Consider the following 21,678-nt stretch of genomic DNA (forward strand, 5'->3'; position numbering starts at 1 on the left):
CCGGTCACACTATTAGTGTAACCGCGGCCCAGCAACCGACCCAGCTAACAGCCCGGCAACCGGCCCCGCGGCCAAGGGCCGATGATACGAAGCCTTCAGCGAATAAGACCACAATATTGTGCGGTTGTTTGCCACCCGCTTACCGTCTTCCCAGGGTTATACAGGAAAGCCGGCATACAGGTGGGCCGGTGTCTAGCCTCCCGCCAGACCCCGGCCCACCGGTTATGTAGCCAGTTAGCGCCGACGCGCAATCTTCAGATTGCTCATCAGGTACTCAACGACCTCCGCGGCATCAACATCGTGGATGCTCTGTGCTATGCCGTTCACCACCTTAACCCGCGAAGACGAAGCGAACATCCAGCCCAAGAACTGCACAGTATTCAGCAACCTAGAACTGCGATCTGCCTGCTTGCGCATCTGCGACCACAGGATGCGGGGGACCGGCACGTCACGACCCCTATACTCCCGGGAACTGGCGCGAGCGTCCAGAAGCTCAGCGAGCGCCTCAATATTTTCGGTCAGCTCCTTCAAATCCTCATCCCCGGCAGAGGGACCGACGAAATACCGTTCAACCAGGCTCAAAGGCATGTAGCCGCTACAGCTACTCACCCACACCAGCTTCAAACGCAGGTTCTGCAGACGAAGCACCTGCTTCAGAAGCCGCGAATGGGTGCGCAACACAGACAACGGCATGGAAGATAATCTCTTCTCCTCCGAAAGCAGACCCTCGAAGGAGCCTTCCCCGGAAAACGCCTTATACGGATCCGAGACGCCCACCAGAAGCACCGGTCCCTCGTAGTGAACGAACGCCAGAACCTCGGGAACACTCGAGAGGGAACGGATGCGCTCGCCAATGGTCGGCAGATCCTCCCCATCCGGGGCGTACTGTTCGCGGCTGAACATCGACGTCTGGATAGGCTGCTCGGCAAGGTCGGGCGAGTCATGAGCAAGCGCCCGCAAATCGGTCACAATCTCGGTCAGAACGCCGTCCTGCTCAACCTGCAGAAGCTCCTGGAGAAGCTCAATGACAGCGTTCGTCTGCAGGCTCAAGACCGCGGCGCAGAACTCCGCATTCTGAAGCTCAAGACGCACCTTCTCCAGGCGCTCTTCCAGCGTGGACTGCACGCCCTTGAGCTCAAACTCGCTCAGCTGCTCTGGGCGGAGCATACGGTGCACACCGTCCTCGCCAGTGCGGTAGAAAAGTTCGCTAAACTCCAGCGTAGACTGCACGCCCTTCAACGCCCGCTCTCGCAACTCGGGCAGAACGTCAAAGGCGACTTCGGTCATCTCATTCCAGACCTTGGCCTCATCGATCTTCGAATCCTTACGAACAGTCTTCTTCCAGGTCTCGGCAAGCTGCATAGCGCGGTCAAATTCGCTCAGCTCCACAAAAGCCGCCAGCTTCTGGGCGCTCTCACGCAGATAACGCACCGCGTAGAGACGGTCGCTCAAAGAATCCGGGAGGCTATCCTCCAGCAGGCGCCAACGGAAGGTACGCTCAAAGCACTCCTCGGTCAGGCTAATGACGGCGGCGCTCAAAGAGAGCGCGTGGTCACGGGCAAAAGCGAAAGAGCCCGGGGTATCCGCCAGACGGGGCAGGGACGTATAAAACTCTAGCGCCCCGCTCAGCTTCAGCCGAGATACCCGGATGGTTTCTTCCAGCTCGGCGGCAAGTACCGTGCGGTCAGCCTGGGCAGTCTCCTTGAAACTGTGCAACGGAGAAACCTGTGCACGCTCGAGCGTCTGCAGGTTCATGACCGCACGCATGAGGTAGTTCTCCAGGATGCTGACCTGCTCCCGGCGCGGACGCTGATTCAGCGGAACATGATTCTCCTGCGTACCGACCAGCAGGTGCTGCGGCACACCGCTAATCGACGGCAGCGTAAAGACTTCATCCTCAGATTTACTGACAGAAAGCACCATGGGGTAGCGGCTGCGTTGCGCGTTCTCTAGAGGGGGAATGAGCTTGAAGTTGGTGCTCAAAGAGAAAGGGTCGGAAGGCGCAGGCTTGGGCTGGTCGGCCTCGTCCTTCTGCGTAGTTTCTTCCTGCTGAGCCGTTCCGTTCGGGGGAGTGGCCTCCTGCCGAACGGCCTCCTCCGACCGGGATTCTTCGCGCACACCGGCCTCTTGAGCGCCAGCGGGGCTTTCCATCTGAAGGGGAGCGAGCGGGGAGGGCACCCCCTGCTTCGCTGCGGTGCTCTCAACACGGTTCTGCTGTGCGTCGTTAGCCGGGGTGGTACCCTGCGGGGCACTCGAGGGCTGCGGATTCGGCAGGTACTGCTGCGGATAGCTGACGGCACCCCGGACGGGCTGACCCTGCTGGTTCTGCGCCTGCGGAGGCTGAACCTGCGAAGGGTACCCGTGCTGGGGTTGTCCCGGAGCATGGGGAGGCGCCTGCGGTGCGCTCGCCGGGTACGGGCTGTACGGAGGCGACATCCGCTGATTCTGCTGCGCGTCGTTTTTGCCCCGCCGTTTCTGGGCACGGAGGCTAACCAGCAGAACGACAAGGGTGATAGCGAGTACGCCCCCGAGGAGGGTGTACAGGGGTGCAGGGCCCGCCACCGATAGCGAAGGTAGCGTGGCGAGAAGAGCGAACGCGGCGCAGGAAGTACTCATGTCTTTACGATAGCCCAGCATGCCCCGCCGTGCTCGGGAGCGTGTGAATCCGCCGCCTGCTAAGAGTCGATACCCGAGCCATCCTGCGGAGCGGGTGAGCCCGGGACGCGGAGCTAACGCAGGTACGAGCCCAAACAAAGAAGCGGCCCCCACCCGTATTCGGGGTGGGGACCGCATCCTCATCACTCATCACTTAACACATATGTCCCGGCTCGGCCTCACCCGAGCCGAAGGACACTTTCGGGGATACACCCCCATCCGTTACGGGTCTCTCAACTCCCGTACCGGAAAACTCGTTCGACGGTGGAGCCTTATCCGTCGTCTTGGCCAACGCTATCTAGAGATGGCCGCGCTCTGGTGTCGCTCGTGGAGTTGTTCCTCCTGCTGGCGGCGGTACACCATGCCTGAGCAGCAGGCCACCACACCGGCACCGATGCCGATTGAGCAAACCAATACGGCGCAAAAGATTATGGTTGCAATCACTGGAGTTCCTCCTTCGTTTATCATCTGCCCTCCACGCTACGGGTCTTCTCTGTGCTTCAGCTGTGCGTAGAGGCGGGCACCGCTGTGTAGATTGCCGTTCGCTAGATTCTCATTTGCGGGCACTTCGCGGGTAGCGCGGGGAAAAGCCGACACTCAGAAAATTCCCAGGGAACTCTACGCTGAGCGACAGTGAAAAAGCATCGAACGGCACAAAAGACCCTCTACAGTAGATAGAGATAGTGCGCCCGAACGACGCACGGGTAGACTTCAAGGAGAACAAACCCATGACTCAGAACACCGGATGGTCTCCGGGCGGCAACGACGGCCTCTCCGACGCGACACGGCCTCTGCAGAGCGTAAACGGGCAACCCAATTACCAGGGTTATCAGCAGGCCGGGTACCAGGCCTCCCAAAACGGCTACTCGCAGGCGTACCCTCAGAACGGCTACGGGTATCGTGCGACCGCTACGGTAGCTTCCCCCGCCCCGGAGAAGAGCAAGCGTTACGGCGGCGGAGTTGTTCTCACTGCGGCCGTGCTCGCGGCCCTCGTGGGTGGCGGCGTGGGCGCCGGCGTCGGGTCCTTCACCGCCTCGGCCGGTTCCTCCTCTTCGAGCTCCTCTCGTGGGTCGGTGAGTTCCAATATCAGCAACTCGTCGACTGTTACCGGCGTCGCCGAGACCGCGAAGAAGGTTCTTCCCTCGACCGTTAGCATCGTGGCATCTGACGGGTCGAGCACTGCCGGCGGCGGCAGCGGCGTCGTTCTGGACAAGGAAGGACACATCCTGACGAATAACCACGTGGTGGTTTTCTCTAACAGGGAAGCCTCCATCGTCGAGGTGCGCCTGAACGACGGTACGGTGCGCACCGCCAAGATCGTGGGGCGCGATGAAGCCTCCGATCTGGCCGTCCTGAAGATTAACTCCTCCGGTCTTGACCTGCAGCCCATCACCTGGGGAGATTCTTCGAAGCTGGTCTCGGGCGAGGTCGTGGTGGCCCTCGGCGCGCCCTATAGCCGTACCGACACGGTCACCTCCGGTGTGGTGTCGAACGCGAACCGCGTGCAGCCTGCCGACGAGAAGGGCCAGAACTACATCCCCATGGTTCAGACTGACGCCCCCATCAACCACGGTAACTCCGGCGGACCGCTCGTCAACCTCAAGGGAGAACTGGTCGGCATTAACGCGCAGGGCCAGGCCAGCCAGGACGGCGGTACCGCCGACGGTATGGCCTTCTCGATTACTTCGAACTACGCCAAGCGTATCTCCTCCGAAATCATCGCTAACGGCAAGGCCACCCACGGTTACCTGGGTGCGAACGTTAAGAACAGCCCCGCCGACACCGGTAGCGGCTCCTCGAAGCTGATTTCCGGCGGTGTGGAGATTAGCTCTGTGACCTCCGGCAGCCCCGCAGCCAAGGCAGATTTGCGTGCCGGCGACATCGTAGTGGAGGCGGACGGCCACCCCATCACGAAGAGCGACGAGCTCAACGGCACGGTGCGTGCGGCGGCGGCCGGCTCGAACATGACGCTCAAGGTTAAGCGCGGCGGGACGACCAAGGACATCACCGTGACTCTGGGCAGCGCCAGCTCGTAGCGCTAACCCGCCTCTTTTGGCGCTCGCCTCTGCGACGGGGATGCGAGCCGACAAATACGGGCGGGTAGAAGAGCAAATAGAGACGAAGCTCCCGACCCTCGATGTGAGGGCCGGGAGCTTCGTCGTATTAGCGCTACGGGAACGGCCTTGCGGGAAGGCTAGGCGTTCTTGAGAATCTCTGCCACGCGCTTCTGCAGGGCAGGGATGACCTCCTGCTCGAACCAGGGGTTCTTCGCCTGCCACCTAAAGTTTAGGGGCGAAGGATGCACGAGCGGCAGGAACTTCGGAAGGTAGGACTCCCACGCGCGTACCGTCTCGGTCAGGTTACGTTCGGCCTTCGGACCGCGCTTACCGTTCAGATAGTACTTCTGGGAGTATGCGCCCACCAGCAGAATCAGCTGCACATCCGGCATGAGATCCAGTAGCTGCGGATGCCACTTCGGCGCGAAATCCTTACGCGGCGGGTTATCGCCGTGCGCGCCCTTACCGGGGTAGTAGAAATCCATCGGCAGCAGCGAAATGAGCTCGGGGTTGTAGAACTGCTCGTCTGTCACGCCCATCCACTCGCGCAGCTTCTCACCGCTCGGGTCGTTCCACGGGATGCGGCTTTCCTGCGCGGCGCGCCCCGGTGCCTGACCAATCACCACGATGCGTGCCCTAGGTGACGCCGAATAGACCGGCTCCCAGCCCTGCTCGGTGTACTCCTTATTCTCAGGATCCCGGCGAATCTGCTCGGCCAGGGGAGGGGTAGAACTCAGAATCTGCTGAACCATGTGCTCGGGCAAATCGTGGTGTGCGGTAGCCATGCTAGATGGCGCCTCCCTCAAATCCGTTCTGGCGCCAGGCCTCAAACACGGCAATCGATGCGGAGTTAGCCAGATTGAGGGAACGGCGGCCAGGCTTCATGGGAATCTTAACCCGTTCGGTAATGTGCTCGTCCCGCTGTACCTCGGCGGGCAGACCCACCGACTCGGGGCCGAACATGAGGACGTCTCCGGGACGGTACTCGATATCCGCGTAGGAGGTCGAGGCCGTGGTGGTGAACGCGAAGACGCGCTCTGGCTCGAGGGCTCGCCAGGCATCCTCGAGGGTCTTGTGGACGGTCACCACGGCCAGGTCGTGGTAATCCAGGCCCGCGCGGCGCAGGTGGGCGTTATCGAAGTTGAAACCCAGCGGCTCCACCAGATGCAATTCGGCACCGGTAATCGCGGCCAGTCGGATGGCGTTACCGGTATTACCCGGAATCTCGGGGGTATAGAAAAGAATCTTGAACACGTTCCTAAGTGTACCGCGTAGCCTTTGAACAGCCCGGCTGAGTAGCGCTCACCGACCTACCCACAGGCAAATGCTGCTAGAAGAGGCCAGAGGCAGCGCGATAAAATAAGCGAGGCGAACAGCCACGCATCCAGCAGGAGGAACACATGAGCGCAGAAACCAACCGCCAGAACGGCCGCGTCTACCTTGACCACGCCGCAACCACCGAGGTGCTTCCCTCCGCCATCGACGCGATGGTCGAACAGATGCGCGCGGGCGGCAACCCCTCCTCACTGCACGCCCTGGGCCGAGACGCCCGAGCCACCGTCGAGTACGCCCGCGAACGCATAGCCCGCGCCATTGGCGCCGACCCCGCCGAGGTTATTTTCACCTCGGGCGGCACCGAGGCGGACAACCTCTCCGTCAAGGGCATCTACTGGAAGCGTCGCGAGGAAGACGCTCGGCGTACCCGAATTCTCGTCTCCTCCATCGAACACCACGCCGTGGAAGACACCTGCGAGTGGCTTGAAAAGGCCGAGGGTGCACGGATTGAATGGATTCCCGTGGACGAACGCGGCCGCGTGAACCCGCAGACGGTCCGCGAGCTCATCGAGAAGAACCCCGAGGACGTCGCGCTCGTGACCGTCATGTGGGCCAATAACGAGGTGGGTACCGTGCAGCCCATCCCCGAGATTGCCGCTATCGCCGCCGAGTACGGGATTCCCATGCACTCGGACGCCGTGCAGGCCTTTGGCGCTGTGCCGATTGACTTCCATGCCAGCGGCACGACCACCCTCGCCATTTCCGGCCATAAGATTGGCGGCCCCATGGGCATCGGTGCGCTGGTCGCTACCCGCGCCGTGCAGATGACCCCCGTGCTCCACGGCGGCGGTCAGGAACGCTCCGTGCGTTCCGGCACCATCGACGCACCCGCCATCGCGGGCTTCGCCGAAGCCGCCGTGCACGCGGTTGAGCACCTGCCCCAAGAATCGGCCCGCATCGCCGCGCTACGCAACGAACTCGTGGCCGCCGTCAGCGCGCTCATTCCGCAGGCGCACCTGAGCGGCGAGGACCCGCTCACCGAGGAGTACCCCGGCCAGAAGCGCCTGCCCGGCAACGCGCACTTCACCTTCGAGAACGCAGAGGGTGACACCCTGCTCTTCCTGCTGGACATGCAGGGCATCAGCAGCTCCACCGGCTCCGCCTGCAACGCCGGGGTGACTCGCCCCTCCCACGTGCTCATCGCCATGGGTATGGACGAGGGCACCGCCCGCAGCGCCCAGCGCTTCACCCTCGGCCACTCGAGCACCGGCGCGGATATTGCGCGCCTCATCGCGGCCCTGCCCGCCGCCTACACCCAGGCCGCCAAGGCTGGGCTGTCGTCTCAGCTGCCGGACGCATCCCGCTGGCACTAAGTACCCCCGCATAGAACGCCCCGGAACCGCCTAAAACACCCCGAAGCCCCGAACCTCACCCCTGGACCGGAGGTTCGCTGAGGGTGCACTGCCCGGTGCCGGGGCGTCGCCCTGCGTACAATAGGTAGCTACAGCCTCGGGCCCGTGCTTCTGCGCGCCCGCGCATCCGAGGCAGCCGATAGAGCATCGGTGTATGGACGACACCAACACAGGACCGGCCGAACACCCCGCCGCGCAACGCGCGGCAAGGTTCGGCCACGGAAACGAGGAATAGCGTAGTGAAGATTCTGGCAGCTATGAGCGGCGGCGTTGACTCCGCCGTGGCCGCAGCCCGCGCCGTCGATGCGGGTCACGAGGTCGTGGGCGTGCACCTGGCCCTCTCGCGCATGCCCGGAACCCTGCGCACCGGCTCCCGCGGATGCTGCACCCTCGAAGACTCCATGGACGCCCGCCGCGTCTGCTCCCAGCTGGGTATTCCCTTCTTCGTCTGGGACTTCTCGGAACGCTTCAAGGAAGACGTCGTGGACGACTTCATCGCCGAATACGAGGCCGGGCGAACCCCCAACCCCTGCATGCGCTGCAACGAGAAGATCAAGTTCGCGGCCCTGCTCGAACGCGCCGTCGCCCTCGGCTTCGACGCAGTGGTGACCGGCCATTACGCCCGCGTCATCACGAACGAGGACGGTAACCGCGAACTACATCGTGCCGCCGACTGGGCCAAGGACCAGTCCTACGTGCTCGGCGTGCTCACCCACGAGCAGCTCAAGCATGCCTGGTTCCCCCTGGCCGATACCCCCTCGAAGGCACAGGTGCGTGCCGAGGCCGCCGAGCGCGGCTTCTCCGTGGCGAAGAAGCCTGACTCCTACGACATCTGCTTCATCCCCGAGGGTGACACCCGCGCGTGGCTCGGCGAGCACATCCAGATGCGCCCGGGCCTCATCAAGGACACGAGCGGCCAGGTGCTTGGCGAGCACCCCGGCGCTCAGGCCTACACCGTCGGTCAGCGTAAGGGCCTGGCGCTGGGCCGCCCCGCCCCCGACGGCAAGCCCCGCTTCGTGCTGGAGGTGCGCCCCAAAGAGAACGAGGTGATTGTCGGATCCCGCGAGCTTCTGGCCGTGGACGAGATTCGCGGCATCCGCGCCACCTGGGCGGGAGTCCCGGTGGATCAGGCAGCCCGCTTCCTGCAGGAACCGGAGCAGCTAGGCGCTCGCAGCGAAGAGTTTGAGGTGACCGCGCAGGTGCGCGCCCACGCCGACCCGGTGCGCGCCAAGGCGTACCTGACCTGGGCCCCCGACCCCGAAGCTGAAGAAGAGAACGCGCTGCGCCTGGAGACCGTGGTGCGCCTGCTGGACCCGCTCTCGGGCGTCGCTCCCGGCCAGACCATGGTGCTCTACCAGGGCACCCGCGTGCTGGGCCAGTCCACGATTGCCCGCGCATACTCCCTGAACCGCGAGGATATTCAGGAAGCCCTGGGCGCATAAGGCACAGCAGTAAATACTCTCGCGGTTTGCCCCAACCACACTGCAGCAGCAACGCACAGAAGACCACAACCAATCTGAGGAGAAACCGATGACCGCCGAACACACGTCCTGCGAATTTGACCCTCACGCCACCTCCATGGGCGATGAGGTTGCGCCCGAGGTCTACGAGGAGCTTTTCGCGATGCGCCGCTCCATCGACAACTTCGATGCGGCCCTCGTGCACATTCTGGCGGAGCGCTTTCAGGCCACGAAGCGCGTGGGTCTGCTCAAGGCTAAGCACAATCTGCCGGCGGGCGACCCCAGCCGCGAGGAAGCTCAGATTGCCCGTCTGCGCGCTATGGCGAAGGAGTCCAGCCTGGACCCCGAGTTCGCCGAGAAGTTCCTGAACTTCATCATTTCTGAGGTGATTCGTCACCACATTCGTATCGCGGCTGAGCAGCAGGACTCCGAGCAGGGCGAGAACCCCGCCTCGGCCGATCATGCAGAGTAGCCCTCGCCGGGGCGGGCGAGGCCCCGCGCCGGAACCGATGCCTCAGCGTCTGCTGATGCCCGGCGAGTACCGTGCCCCCGAGGGCGACGAGCTGGACGAGCGGGAGCTCGCGGCCCTCGCCGCCGAGCGTCCTCTGGTGCGCGCCAGCGGCACCGGGCCCTTCCCCGGAACCTCCCTGGCGGAGGCGATGGCCCGCATCGAGGGAGAACTGGGAGCGCCACATCTGCCCTATCTGCCGCAGCTGCCGGCCACCGGCTGGAAGGGGACCGCGACCGCGCGCACCCTGGCAATCTGCGAGGGAATCGCCTTTGATGGTGCATCCTTCGGCTGGCGCATGGTGCACAGCACCGGACGCGGTGCACGCGAATCGGCTCTGGCCGAGGACCGGCTGCTCTCGGATATCAATCTTCTGGCTGACCGAGTGGGCTCACGCGCTTCGGGCCGCCGCACCTCAACGCAGACTGGGGGAGAAAGGGCGACCCGCCCCGCCTACAAGATCCAGCTCACCGGTCCGTTGAGCCTCGCCGCGCAGGTGTACCTGCCTGGTGGCGAACGGGCGATGAGCGATGCCGGCGCGAGCCGCGATCTGCTGGATTCTTTCCTCGAGGGTATGGAACGCTGGTTTATTCTCCTGCGGGAGGCCCTGCAAGCCCCGACCGCGCCGCTGGCCGTGCAATTTGACGAGCCAGAATTTCAGCGCCTGCTGGAGGGCTCTATCCCCACCGTGAGCGGCTTCCGTACCCTGCCGGCAATTGAACCACACGTCTATCGCGAGGCGTACCGGCGCCTGACGGAGCGGTGCGCCGACCTGAACCTGCAGGTCATCCTGAATATCGACGGCACCGGGGTGAAGCCGTTGCGCGCGCCGAAGGTGAGTGTTAAGCCCGCCCCGAGCCTGGACGCGCTCGAGATGTTCAAAACCATGCAGGCTGCAGCCAACCCCGCCCTGCCCTGCGCCCTGATGCTGCACCCCGACCGTTCCCGTCCGCGGGGGGCAGGAACGCTGCACGTGCCGCCCCTGAGCGATCCGCGCTCTTGGGAGCCTATCGCCCAGCTAGTGGATGCGGGGGCCCGCGTCTGGCTGCCGGTCGTCACCGAGGAAATGGTGCCTCACCAGGCACGACGCCTTTTCAACCTGTGGGGCGAGGTGGGGTTGGAGACTCGTCAGCTGAGTTCCGCTGGCCTCATGCCCGACGACGCTCGTCTGCCCGCCGGAGGCTACGCCTCGCTGAGCCTCACAGAGGCGACGGCTTCTCTGGCGCGAGTGACAGAGTGTGCCCGAGCCCTGGGCGAGTGCGGGGTATGATTAGAGGAATGACATTTTAGTGTAAGTAATTTCGGCAATTCTTTAGGGAGGTACTGTGAGCGTAGGCGACGCACACACCATTCTGGTGGTTGATGATGATGACGCCCTGGCGGAGATGATTGGTCTTGTGCTCGCACAAGAGGGGTTCAACGCCGTTTTTTGCGAGAATGGTGCACGCGCTTTTGAAACCTTTATGCGCTCCACTCCCGACCTGGTTCTTCTGGACCTAATGCTTCCCGGAATGAACGGTATTGAGGTGTGTCAGCAGATCCGCCGTTCCTCGAACGTGCCGATCATCATGCTGACCGCCAAGAGCGATACCGAAGACGTGGTGAAGGGCCTGGAGGCCGGCGCCGACGACTACATTGCCAAGCCGTTTAAGCACGCCGAGCTGTTGGCTCGCATCCGAACCCGCCTGCGCCCGCGTGAGAGCCGCCAGCTGGTCGTGTCGATTGGCGATATCGTCATGGATATGGACGGCCGCACGGTGAAGTACCACGACACCGAGGTCCCGATGACTCCGCTGGAGTTCGATCTTTTGGCGGCCCTGGTGCGCCACCCCGGCCAGGCCCTGAGCCGTCAGGAGCTGCTGGACATGGTCTGGGGTTACACCGACGTGAGCGATTCTCTGGTGAATGTGCACGTCCAGCGCTTGCGTGCAAAGTTCGACGAGCTGGGCGCGGATCGCTTTATCCAGACAGTGCGCGGTGTCGGATACAAGATTCCGACCGAACTGGTTGGTTCCTCCGCAAACTAAGCGGGAACACACGACGACTCTCACCACAGTGGCGAAGGGATAACCTGATTGTCTGTTGCGAAGTCGCGCCGTAAGCACGGCGCTTTGGCGGCGGAGGCGGTTGCCTCCGCCTCTTCGCGTACCCGAACCCCTCGGGCGCGGGAGAATCGCAAGCCGCGCCGAAACATTCCGCAGCGGATGCGCAGGCTCTGGCGTGAATCCCTTCAGTTCCGTGCATTGGCAACCGCCGGCGTGCTCATGTTCCTGAGCTTCTTGGCGGTGGGCTGGTCCCTGTCGAGCCAGATCGCAACGAGCCTGTTCGAGAACCAGAAGTCGCAGGCACTTCAGGAGTCGATTAGCGGTTTCCGTAACGTGCAGAGCGTGCTGAACTCCTCCGAGATGCGAAGCGACAGCGAGATTCGTCGTAACGTGAGCCGTACCCTGACGGTCTTGGACGCCGGCGCATCCGGCAAACGTAGCTGGATCCTTGTGCCGCTGGAGGGGCAAGGCAAGCAGGGTTTTATCCCCGAGCAGAGTAGCGATAAGTCCCTGAACTCGTCGAGCATCCCCACGGATTTCAAGAACACCGTTCGCGATAGGGACGGCGTGTATTGGCAGACCTCCACTATTACAACGTTTGAGAATAACCGCGAACGCACCTACCCCGTGCTTATCGTGGGCACGCACGTTTCTATCGCGCAGAATCCTAACTACGGTCTGTTCACCGTGTACGACATGACCGATTCGTCCGAGACGATTGCGCACATTAACTTCGTGCTGTTCGGCGGTTTCTGCGCCCTGCTGACCGTGGTGCTGTCCGTGGTGTGGTTCGTGACCCGCTTCGTGGTGCGCCCGATTACGCAGACCGCCATCACGGCGGAGCGTCTGGCCGCCGGTGATTTGGACCAGCGCGTGTCGGTTAAGGGCGAGGACCAGGCCGCGCGTTTGGGTATTTCCTTCAACCGTATGGCCGATTCTCTGCAGGAGAAGATTGTTCAGCTGGAGCGCCTGTCGACCCTGCAGCAGCGCTTCGTATCGGACGTGTCGCACGAGTTGCGCACCCCGCTATCCACGGTGCGTCTGGGCACCGAGCTGCTTTACGACTCGCGTGAGAACATGACCCCGATGCAGGTGCGAAGCGTGGAGCTTCTACACGGTCAGGTGGACCGCTTCCAGTCGATGCTGGCCGACCTGCTCGAGATTTCGCGCTTCGACGCCGGTAGCGCAATGCTGACGATTGATACCGAGGACTTCATCCAGGTGCTGTCGAATATTCTGCAGGAGGCTCTGCCGCACCTGGAGCGGACGAACACGAAGTTGAACGTGCACACGAACCACGAGAGCATCATGGTCGATATGGACCGTGTGCGTATTGAGCGTGTGCTACGCAACCTGCTGTATAACGCGATTGAGCACGGTGAATCCCGGCCGATTGATGTGTATGTCGATGCGAACGCCACGAACCTGGGTATCGCCGTGCGCGACCACGGTATCGGCCTGTCCGAGGACGAAGCTGTTCAGGTCTTCAACCGTTTCTGGCGTGCCGATACCTCGCGTAAGCGCACCCTGGGCGGTACCGGCTTGGGCCTGTCGATTGCGGCTGAGGATGTGCGCCTGCACGGAGGCACGCTTGAGGCCTGGGGCGAGAAGGGCCGCGGCGCCTGCTTTACGATGAACCTTCCGCTGGTTCACGGCGCTCCGCTCGGGGAGTCCCCGGTTCTGGCGACCGGCGAACCGGAAGCGTCGACTAACCGTCCCGCGATTGCGCAGGATACCCTGCCCTCGATCGATCCGCGGCAGAAGAAGGACACCGCGGAGGGTGAGGAAGGGTAGCTTCCTAACCCTACCCAAACCGTCAAGGGCATGCCTTTTTCGGGGGGAGTGTTCCCACCCCGACGAGGCGCGATGTTTTTCTGGCGATCAAAGGGAATCCATGGATGATTCGCACGCATAATGTGCCTCGTCACATTGCGTGCACGAGGTACCTAGCCAGTACAATCGAGGAACGTATATTTTCACTCCGCTGTTACTTCTACGGGAGCGACGGCCATAACGTCACTGTTCTAGAGGAAGGTCTAACCCCTATGTCCCAGGGCGCTGTTTTCTCTCGGCGCGTTGCGCTCTCTGCGGGCGTCGCCTCGCTGGCGGCGCTCCTTAGCTCCTGTGCCGGTCTTCCCTCGAATGACCACGTGACGCAGCACAGTAGCACTCTGGGAGCGAAGGATTCGAAGACCTCCCCGGCGCGTGCGCCCGGCCCGTTGGCCGGTGCTACCCCCGAGGCCATTATCGAAGGCTTTGTCCGTGCTGGAGTCGACAGCATCGAGAACTACGCTGTGGCCCGCCAGTACCTGAGCTCCTCGTATAACCAGCATTGGAATCCCCTCGGCACGACTCGCGTGTACCGCAACACGATTCAAGCCCAGGCCGACGAGGGAATCTCTTCTTCTAACTCGGCGGAGAGTACCTACCATGTGCGCTTCCAGCAGACCGCTACGGTGAACAGCCAGGGCCTGACGAGCACCTTCCCCGAGGCGCAGACCGAGACCCAGGACTTCAAGCTGGTCAAGGAAGACAACCAGTGGCGTATTAGCTCCTGCCCCGATGGGCTGTGGCTTGACGGCAGCGAATTTGAGCGGGTGTTTAGTCCCTACCGCCTGTATTTTTACGATCGAGCCTTCCGCTACGCCGTGCCCGATATCCGGTGGTTCCCGCACATCGAGAACTACTTTGAACTTTTGGTGCGCATGTTGATGTCCGGCCCTGCATCCTACCTGAAGGGTGTCGCCTTCTCCGCCCTGACCGACTCTATGACCTTGGACGAGGCACGCCTCGTCAATAACCAGGACGCCACGGTGCGCCTGACGGGTGAGCGTCTGGATGATTCTCGCCTGGCGCGTATCCGCGAGCAGATTGTTCACGGGCTCAGCAACTTCTCCGGTCTGGAGAAGACCGAGGTGTACTACAACGGCACCCTCATTCCCGAGCAGACTCCGAACGGGTACATGCCCGTACCGCTGACGCTTTCGGTCCCCGACCGTACCGTGGCCATCACCGCGAACGGGCAGATGGTGGCCCGAGATAACTACATGAGCGCCTCGGGCGAGCAGATGCTCCTGCGCGGTGTCAGCCAGCTGAGCGCCCCGGCGATGAGCTACTCGGGCGATATGTTTGCCTGCTTGGCGAACGATGCAGGCAGCCTGTACACGGTGTACCAGGGGACCGCCCGCCGAGTGTGGCAGGGAGCGAACCTGACCGCCCCGACCTTTGACGCGTACGGTTGGGTGTGGACCGCCGATGCCGAGGGTACGGTGCGTGCCTTCAAGCCGAGCTCCGAGGACGCTCAGGAACGCGAGCGCGGGGTCGATATCGGTATGTCGTGGCCGCGCAACCTGAGCTTCACCAGCATCAACGTGTCACACGATAGCGCGCGCATTGCGATTGTAGCCTCCACGGAGGGCGCGTCGGCCGTGATTATTTCGGGTGTGGTGCGTGATGATACGGGTAAACCCCTCAACCTGACCGAGATGGTGCGTCTTAGCTCCTCGGTGGTGCCCCGTAGCGCGCGATGGGCTGGCGATCAGAACGTCGTAGTGGTGAACGTGAAGAACGGTGAATCCGAGGTAATCTCGCTGAGCGGTGAGGAGACGAAGCTGGATCGTCTGGACGGCGTGATGAGCGTGTCGACGGCCGATAATACCTCCAACATCATTGCCCACCGCTCCGATGGTTCCTGCTATGTGCTGGAGGAACGCGGCTGGACCCGCTTGGATACCCTTCTGCACGAGATTAGCTACGCCGGTTAGGGCGCTTGCATGAATTCCCAACAGCGTGGTTTGAATTCTGAACGGGCCCCAGGCCGGAAGTCCAGGCATGGTTCGGAGCACCCCGTGCGCTGGGTGGAGAGCGCGTGGGGATCACTCGGTGAGTTGCTCCTGCCGCGGTCGTGTTCCTGCTGTTCCGCAGTGTTGCCGTACGGCTCGGGGCCCGCGCTCTGCGATGGGTGCCTGAACCGCTGGGAGCGCGCCTGCGTGAGGGTCGAGCGGGTGCACCCGGTGCAGGACGTTCCGGAAACCGTGGCGGCTTCGCGCTATGACGGGATTGTGCCCCGGGTTGTCCTGGGGATGAAGAACGCGGGGCGGACCGATCTTGTGCCGTTGATGGGGGAGGCCCTGGCTCGTTGCGTGTACGAGTTGTTGCGCGCGCACCGAGGGGAGCTCGTTCGGAATCCCGCGTCCGGTGCCGCCAAAAGCGAGGTCCTGCTGATTCCTGCCCCATCCTCACCCGCGAGCGTGCGTCGACGAGGCTACGCCCCGGCCTCGCTCCTGGCCCGTGAGGCGTCCCAACGGTTGAAGGGGCGCCTTCCCGCCGGCCTGAGGGTGATGCCCCTGGACATCATGGGGTACACCTCCAGCCCATCCGGGAGTGCCGGGGGAAGTCTCGGTAGCGTTGTGGGGGCCCTGACCGGGCGTCTGGGCGGCGCCTCCGGGGGAGAGGAACAGAAGACCCTGACCGCGGTGGCTCGTTCCGAGCGGATGCACGGGGCCCTGCGCGTTCTGGAGCCGGCCCTGGTTGAGGGGCGGCTGTGCATCGTCTGCGATGATGTGGTGACGACCGGCGCAACGGCCGCGGAGATGGTCCGTGCTCTGCGTGAGGCAGGTTCCGTGGTGCTGGGCGTGTGTGCCGTAGCCTCCGTACCGAAGAAGGCCTCGCTCTAGTACCTAATCCGTGAGATGCGCCTTTTCTGTGAATGGGTCTGCAGATTGTTCTGACTATTGATAAATAGAGAGTAATGTAGGCGAATATTTGTCACATATAGTGATGTATGGCATCCATTCGTATTAGAATATAGGCAAGGGAACGGCATCGAGGTCGAACCCCCGTACCGGGTCCAGCCGGACGCGGTATAAACCCCCAACCTGGAGGGAATGATCGTGGAAGTCAACATCTACGGCCGCAATATCAAGGTCACCGAACGCCTGGAAGAATACGTGAACGAGAAGGTTCAGAAGTTCGCCCAGCTCGGTGATAACGTGAAGGACATCGACGTCAAGTTCAGCAAGGACGGTCACCTCGGTGGCGAGTCCATCCGCGTTGAGATTACCGTGGTCGGTACCGGCCCGGTCCTTCGTTCTGAGGCTCAGGGCAACGATAAGTTCGCGGTCTTCGATGAAACCTACGGCAAGCTCCTGGAGCGTCTGCGCCGTGCACGTGACCGCCGCAAGCTGGCTAAGCGCGGTGGCAAGCACCCGGTATCTGTGGCTGACGCTACCGGCTCGATTCCCGTTGTGAGCGAGGCAATCACCGAGATTCTGCTGCCGGATATTCCGGTGGAAGAAGCCGCCTTCGACAACAGCGAGGTCACCCTGGCCGACGAAGCTGCATCTCCCATCGAGATTCGTCACAAGAGCTTCAAGGGCGAGCGCCTGACCGCTGCAGAGGCAGTTGACCGCATGGAGCTGGTGGGCCACGATTTCTACCTGTACATTGACAGCGAGACCGGTGCCCCGGCTGCGGCATACCGCCGTAAGGGCTGGAGCTACGGCATCATCACCCTGACCGACGAATAACGGACGGGCAGGGAGTAACGGTTCATACCCGTTGAGAAATCTTCTGTGAGGTGCTGGTGTAAGCCGCAACCTCTCACCCCGGGAAGGCCCGGGTCCCGAAGGACGCAAGGTAATACGCATTATTGCCGGGTCGTCCGCTACGGGGCCCGGGCTTTCGCGTGCCCCGCGCACGGGGCCGATGCCGCCAGGCTGATGGCTCACGGTCCGAGCGCAGAGCGTAAAAAAGAGCTCGGACGGGCGAATTAGGCGGCTCTGCCATACAATATGTAGGAAGGCCTCACCGCGCGCACTCTCGCGCGCCCTTGGTGAGGGTACCGAGACAATCAAGGAGTAGAAGCTCAGTGGCATCTTTCTTGGAGAAAATCCTCCGAACCGGCGATAAGAGGGTTCTGCGACAGCTCGAGGCGTACACGAAGGCGGTGAACTCGCTCGAGGACAGCTTCGCATCCATGACCGATGAGGAGCTGCGAGCGGAAACCGATAAGTTCCGTGAGCGCGTCAAGGACGGCGAGTCCCTCGACATCCTGCTGCCGGAGGCCTTCGCGGTGGTTCGCGAAGCATCCAAGCGTACCCTGGGCAAGCGTCACTACGACGTCCAGATTATGGGCGGCGCAGCACTGCACCTGGGTAACATTGCCGAAATGAAGACCGGTGAGGGCAAGACCCTCGTCGCGACCCTGCCCGCATACCTGAACGCTCTGAGCGGCAAGGGCGTGCACATCGTGACCGTGAACGACTACCTGGCCGAGTACCAGGCGAACCTCATGGGCCGCGTGTTCCGTTTCCTGGGTATGGAATGCGGCGTGATTCTCTCCTCGATGGAGCCCGACGAGCGCCGCAAGCAGTATGCTGCGGACATCACCTACGGTACGAACAACGAGTTTGGCTTCGACTACCTGCGCGACAACATGGCGTGGACCGTGGAGGAGCAGGTTCAGCGTGGCCACAACTTCGCCATTATCGATGAGGTCGACTCCATTCTGATTGATGAGGCGCGTACCCCTCTGATTATTTCCGGCCCCGCCGCTGGCGAGGCAAACCGCTGGTACGCAGAGTTTGCGCGCATCGCCGCAACGATGCTCAAGCGCGATGAAGACTACGAGGTGGACGAGAAGAAGCGCACCGTCGGCATCCTCGAGCCCGGTATCGATAAGGTGGAAGACCACCTGGGCGTGAAGAACCTCTACGAATCCAAGAACACTCCGCTGATTGGCTTCCTGAACAACGCCATTAAGGCGAAGGAGCTGTTCACCAACAACAAGGACTACGTGGTCATCGACGGCGAGGTTCTGATCGTGGACGAGCACACCGGCCGTATTCTGCCGGGCCGCCGCTACAACGACGGCATCCACCAGGCGATTGAGGCGAAGGAAGGCGTCGAGATCAAGCCTGAGAACCAGACCATGGCGACCGTGACCCTGCAGAACTACTTCCGCATGTACGACAAGCTTTCGGGCATGACGGGTACCGCAGAGACCGAAGCCGCCGAGTTCATGAACACCTACAACCTGGGTGTCGTGCCGATTCCCACCAACAAGGGCGTGCAGCGCGTCGATAACCCCGATAAGGTGTACCGCGACGAGATTGCCAAGTTCAAGGCCGTCGTCAAGGACATTAAGGAACGCCACGAGAAGGGCCAGCCGATTCTGGTCGGTACCGCCAGCGTGGAGAACTCCGAGTACCTGTCCCGCCAGTTGGCGAAGGCAGGCGTGCGTCACGAGGTGCTGAACGCGAAGAACAACGAGCGTGAGGCCGCGATTGTGGCTCAGGCGGGTCGTAAGGGCGCCGTCACCGTGGCGACTAACATGGCTGGTCGCGGTACCGACATTATGCTCGGCGGCAACCCCGAGTTCGAGGCCGTCGAGAAGATGCGTCAGCTCGGCCTGGACCCGAACACCAACTCCGAGGCGTATGAGGCCCGCTGGCCCGAAGTTCTCAAGGAGTGCGAGGAAGCCGCAGAAGCAGAGCACGAGGAGGTCACCGAGCTCGGTGGTCTGTACGTGCTTGGTACCGAGCGCCACGAGTCCCGCCGTATCGACAACCAGCTGCGCGGTCGTTCCGGTCGTCAGGGCGATCCGGGCGAGTCCCGCTTCTACCTGTCGCTGACCGATGAGCTCATGCGTCTGTTCAACACCGGCATGGCGACCCGCCTTATGGCGGCGGCCTCCGAGGACTCCGCACTGGACTCCAAGATTGTCAGCCGTGCCATTGCCACCGCGCAGGCCAACGTTGAGGGTCGTAACGCCGAGCAGCGTAAGAACGTGCTCAAGTATGACGATGTGCTCAACCGCCAGCGCGAAGCCATCTACAAGGATCGTAGCCGTATTCTGCACGGTGACGACCTGAAAGAACAGATTTCCGGTTTCGTGGACGAGGTGCTGACCTCCATCATCGACGCACGCGTCTCCGAGGGGCACGCCGAGGACTGGGATTTCGAGGAGCTTTGGAACGCCCTCAAGCAGGTGTACCCCATCTCCATTACCGTGGATGACCTAGCTGAGGACGCAGGCGATCGCACCAAGATTACCCGCGACCAGATCGTGAAGGAAGTCCTTGCGGACGCTCACGTCGTGTACGACGAGCGTGAGGAGAGCGTCGGCGAAGAGAGCATGCGTGAGATTGAACGCCGCGTGATGCTCTCGGTCATCGGTCAGCGCTGGCCCGAGCACCTGTACGAGATGGAGTACCTCAAGGAAGGTATCGGTCTGCGTGCAATGGCCCAGCGTGACCCGCTGGTTGAATACCAGCGTGAGGGCTACGACATGTACCAGTCGATGCTCGACGCTGTTCGCGAGGAGACCGTGACCTACCTGTACAACCTGGACCTGTCCAAGCAGCGCACTCAGGCTTCCGCCGTGCGCCTGGCTGAGCCCTCGCGTCCGAAGTTCCTGCAGTACTCGGCCCCCGACGAGGACGGCCACACTCAGGTGCACGTGGAGCGTTCTCAGAAGAAGTCTCAGAAGAAGTAGTCGCGGTATAAACCCCGAAACGAACGGAGAGGGTGCGAATCCATCACTGGGTTCGCACCCTCTCCGCGTGTTTATATGTTTAGGGCAGGCTGAGATCGTGGGGTTCGTTCTTCCTCGGGGCAGAGCCCGCTAATTTGCGCCCGGCCGATTCTGCGGCTGCTCGATGGAAGTGATAAGCCAGGTACCGTGCAGTTCCCGAACCTGCAGGGTAACCACCCTGATACCCTGACCGCATCGGAACAGAGCAACCGCCTCGTAGAGCTTGGGATTGACCCGCTGTGCGCGGACCCGAAGGAGCGCCGGAGGCATCGAGAGGGCCTGCCCTGCGGGAACCTGACGAGGATTCTTGGGAAAACGCGGTAGCAGGCGGTGAAAGCAATCCGCCGAAACCCACTGGGCGAGCTGCTGGCGCGAGCGTCGGGCGGCCATGATTTCGAGATAGGCGATGGCCACGCCCGCGCAACGCCCCTCAATTTGGCGGGAGATGGCGTCCACGGGGCGAAGCGGGCGACCAGCCCGAGGAGGTGCCGTTCGGTGCGAGGAGCTCTGCTCATAGCGGGGGAGAGGAACAATCGATACTGGGGAATCGAAGCCTCGGGCCTGCACAAGGGCGAGGGCTCCGGGTGCCTGCGCAAGCTTTTGCGAAGGCTCCGGAACGGAATCTGGGGTCGGCGTGCTCACCTTCGGGGGAGGGAACGTGCGGAGCGCCGGAGTGCGGCGGGGGAGCGGGGGAAGAAGAGGCGTGAAGCCCATGACGGGTTCCTTTCTGAAATGATGTAGAGGAAAATAACCGGTTAGCGACGGAAAGTTTGTAGCGGCTGCTCGGGAATCTGGAGTACCTGCCCCTCGTACAGCAGATCGGCGTTCCGCCCCAGCGCCTCGCGGTTGGCGCTGTAGATATCGAGGGTGTAATCGTAAATAACGGAGGCATCGGTGCCTTCGCCCAGCTGTTCGGCGGCAATGGACCAGAGAGTATCTCCGGCGCGTACCGTGTAGGCAGAGGTGCCGCGGGCTTCGTGCGAGGGCGCGAAGAATGGGCTGCGATCCTGGAGTGACCCGGTGGATTCGGTAGTGTTTGGGGCGAGGGGAATCTCTGCATTGGTGGTGTTTCCCGCATCGGTCGGTTCCGTCTGGTACGCGACCGATGAACCGTCGGTACTGTACCCGGCTGAGCACGCATCCGGGGCCATCAACGAGGTGGTCGGCGCGGTCGGCGCGGGGGTGTGACTCGCCTCGGCGGCGTGTGCCGGGGCGAAGACCGCCCCAAGCCCGATGGCCGTGCCGCCTAGCGTCAGAACGATGCGACGCATGAAGAGCGGGCGGAAAATGCGCGGCGTTCTCGGCAAACGAGGTTCCAGGGGGTTAGTGACCCTGTGGGCGGTTCGGGCCTCGTGAAGGGTGCAGACGAAGCTGACAATCCACCAGAGGGTGATGAGTACAGCTGATATCCCCGCGCAGAGGAGCACCGCATCGGTGAGCGGGTGGGCTGAAGGGATGCGCGGCAGGTGGACACAGAGGGCAGCCAGCACAAGCGCCGAGAGTACCGGGGGAGCCGTGAACAGAAAGATGTCTTGGCGGCTGGCCCACGCCTCGGGACGGAGCGCTTCGGAACGGGGCTCGTCGCTGCGTACACCGTGCGCGTATTGTGATGTTTGGTCCACGATGACCTCCAAAGAGTACGTTTGGTAACCCTGTTTGTACTCTATTTATACCCCATGCTCCTATCTAGATGTAGCAAAATGCATTAAAACACATGAAATTTTTAGTTT

16 protein-coding genes are annotated in these 21,678 nt (G+C 62.4%); 11 read left to right on the forward strand and 5 right to left on the reverse strand.

Annotation, left to right across the window (positions count from 1 at the left end; all coding sequences use genetic code 11):
- Positions 1–234 precede the first annotated feature (234 nt).
- A complete protein-coding gene (locus HMPREF2674_RS01915; protein ID WP_070824700.1) occupies positions 235–2,616 on the reverse strand; it encodes a non-ribosomal peptide synthetase subunit in 2,382 nt (793 codons plus the stop codon).
- 767 nt (positions 2,617–3,383) lie between these two features.
- On the opposite strand from HMPREF2674_RS01915, the gene HMPREF2674_RS01920 reads away from it, so the two are divergent.
- Positions 3,384–4,691 (forward strand): S1C family serine protease, encoded by a 1,308-nt coding sequence (locus HMPREF2674_RS01920; RefSeq protein WP_049333352.1) that lies wholly within the window; start codon positions 3,384–3,386, stop codon positions 4,689–4,691.
- A gap of 158 nt (positions 4,692–4,849) precedes the next feature.
- On the opposite strand, the gene HMPREF2674_RS01925 is transcribed toward HMPREF2674_RS01920, so the two are convergent.
- Together HMPREF2674_RS01925 and HMPREF2674_RS01930 are read right to left on the reverse strand one after the other, a co-directional pair.
- Positions 4,850–5,497, reverse strand: a complete 648-nt coding sequence (locus HMPREF2674_RS01925; protein ID WP_049333351.1) for a uracil-DNA glycosylase family protein — start codon at positions 5,495–5,497, stop codon at positions 4,850–4,852.
- Between the two features lies 1 nt (position 5,498).
- On the reverse strand, positions 5,499–5,966 hold the full coding sequence (locus tag HMPREF2674_RS01930; protein WP_049333350.1) for a tRNA (cytidine(34)-2'-O)-methyltransferase: 468 nt from the start codon (positions 5,964–5,966) through the stop codon (positions 5,499–5,501).
- A gap of 146 nt (positions 5,967–6,112) precedes the next feature.
- Here HMPREF2674_RS01930 and HMPREF2674_RS01935 point away from each other — a divergent pair, with 146 nt between their 5' ends.
- The 10 genes from HMPREF2674_RS01935 to secA all read left to right on the forward strand — a co-directional run bounded on the left by HMPREF2674_RS01935 (position 6,113) and on the right by secA (position 19,909).
- Positions 6,113–7,360, forward strand: coding sequence for a cysteine desulfurase family protein (locus HMPREF2674_RS01935; RefSeq protein WP_070824666.1), 1,248 nt, complete (start codon positions 6,113–6,115; stop codon positions 7,358–7,360).
- Positions 7,361–7,638: 278 nt separating this feature from the next.
- The gene (mnmA, locus tag HMPREF2674_RS01940; RefSeq protein WP_049343962.1) at positions 7,639–8,841 is read left to right on the forward strand and encodes a tRNA 2-thiouridine(34) synthase MnmA; all 1,203 of its coding nucleotides are present in this window, start codon (positions 7,639–7,641) and stop codon (positions 8,839–8,841) included.
- A gap of 88 nt (positions 8,842–8,929) precedes the next feature.
- Positions 8,930–9,331 carry a chorismate mutase gene (locus HMPREF2674_RS01945; protein WP_049343966.1) on the forward strand — a complete coding sequence of 134 codons (402 nt, stop codon included), beginning with the start codon at positions 8,930–8,932 and terminating at the stop codon, positions 9,329–9,331.
- 37 nt (positions 9,332–9,368) lie between these two features.
- Complete coding sequence (locus tag HMPREF2674_RS01950; RefSeq protein ID WP_070824667.1) at positions 9,369–10,637, forward strand: methionine synthase; 1,269 nt, start codon at positions 9,369–9,371, stop codon at positions 10,635–10,637.
- A 55-nt stretch (positions 10,638–10,692) separates the two neighbouring features.
- A complete protein-coding gene (gene mtrA, locus HMPREF2674_RS01955) occupies positions 10,693–11,394 on the forward strand; it encodes an MtrAB system response regulator MtrA (protein ID WP_080974956.1) in 702 nt (233 codons plus the stop codon).
- 48 nt (positions 11,395–11,442) lie between these two features.
- Positions 11,443–13,206 (forward strand): MtrAB system histidine kinase MtrB, encoded by a 1,764-nt coding sequence (gene mtrB / locus HMPREF2674_RS01960; protein ID WP_070824668.1) that lies wholly within the window; start codon positions 11,443–11,445, stop codon positions 13,204–13,206.
- Between the two features lie 251 nt (positions 13,207–13,457).
- Positions 13,458–15,176, forward strand: coding sequence for an LpqB family beta-propeller domain-containing protein (locus HMPREF2674_RS01965; protein ID WP_070824669.1), 1,719 nt, complete (start codon positions 13,458–13,460; stop codon positions 15,174–15,176).
- 225 nt (positions 15,177–15,401) lie between these two features.
- Positions 15,402–16,088, forward strand: coding sequence for a ComF family protein (locus HMPREF2674_RS01970; RefSeq protein WP_168162478.1), 687 nt, complete (start codon positions 15,402–15,404; stop codon positions 16,086–16,088).
- Positions 16,089–16,304: 216 nt separating this feature from the next.
- Entirely contained in the window at positions 16,305–16,940 is a 636-nt protein-coding gene (gene hpf / locus HMPREF2674_RS01975) for a ribosome hibernation-promoting factor, HPF/YfiA family (RefSeq protein ID WP_049333383.1), read from the forward strand.
- Positions 16,941–17,281: 341 nt separating this feature from the next.
- Positions 17,282–19,909 carry a preprotein translocase subunit SecA gene (secA, locus tag HMPREF2674_RS01980; RefSeq protein ID WP_070824671.1) on the forward strand — a complete coding sequence of 876 codons (2,628 nt, stop codon included), beginning with the start codon at positions 17,282–17,284 and terminating at the stop codon, positions 19,907–19,909.
- Between the two features lie 129 nt (positions 19,910–20,038).
- On the opposite strand, the gene HMPREF2674_RS01985 is transcribed toward secA, so the two are convergent.
- Positions 20,039–20,662 carry an Rv3235 family protein gene (locus tag HMPREF2674_RS01985; RefSeq protein ID WP_070824672.1) on the reverse strand — a complete coding sequence of 208 codons (624 nt, stop codon included), beginning with the start codon at positions 20,660–20,662 and terminating at the stop codon, positions 20,039–20,041.
- Between the two features lie 41 nt (positions 20,663–20,703).
- A complete protein-coding gene (locus HMPREF2674_RS01990; RefSeq protein ID WP_070824673.1) occupies positions 20,704–21,570 on the reverse strand; it encodes a LysM peptidoglycan-binding domain-containing protein in 867 nt (288 codons plus the stop codon).
- Positions 21,571–21,678 lie beyond the last annotated feature (108 nt).

Origin of the sequence: Rothia sp. HMSC062F03, from assembly GCF_001836905.1 — a bacterium.
Lineage (GTDB): Bacteria > Actinomycetota > Actinomycetes > Actinomycetales > Micrococcaceae > Rothia > Rothia mucilaginosa_A.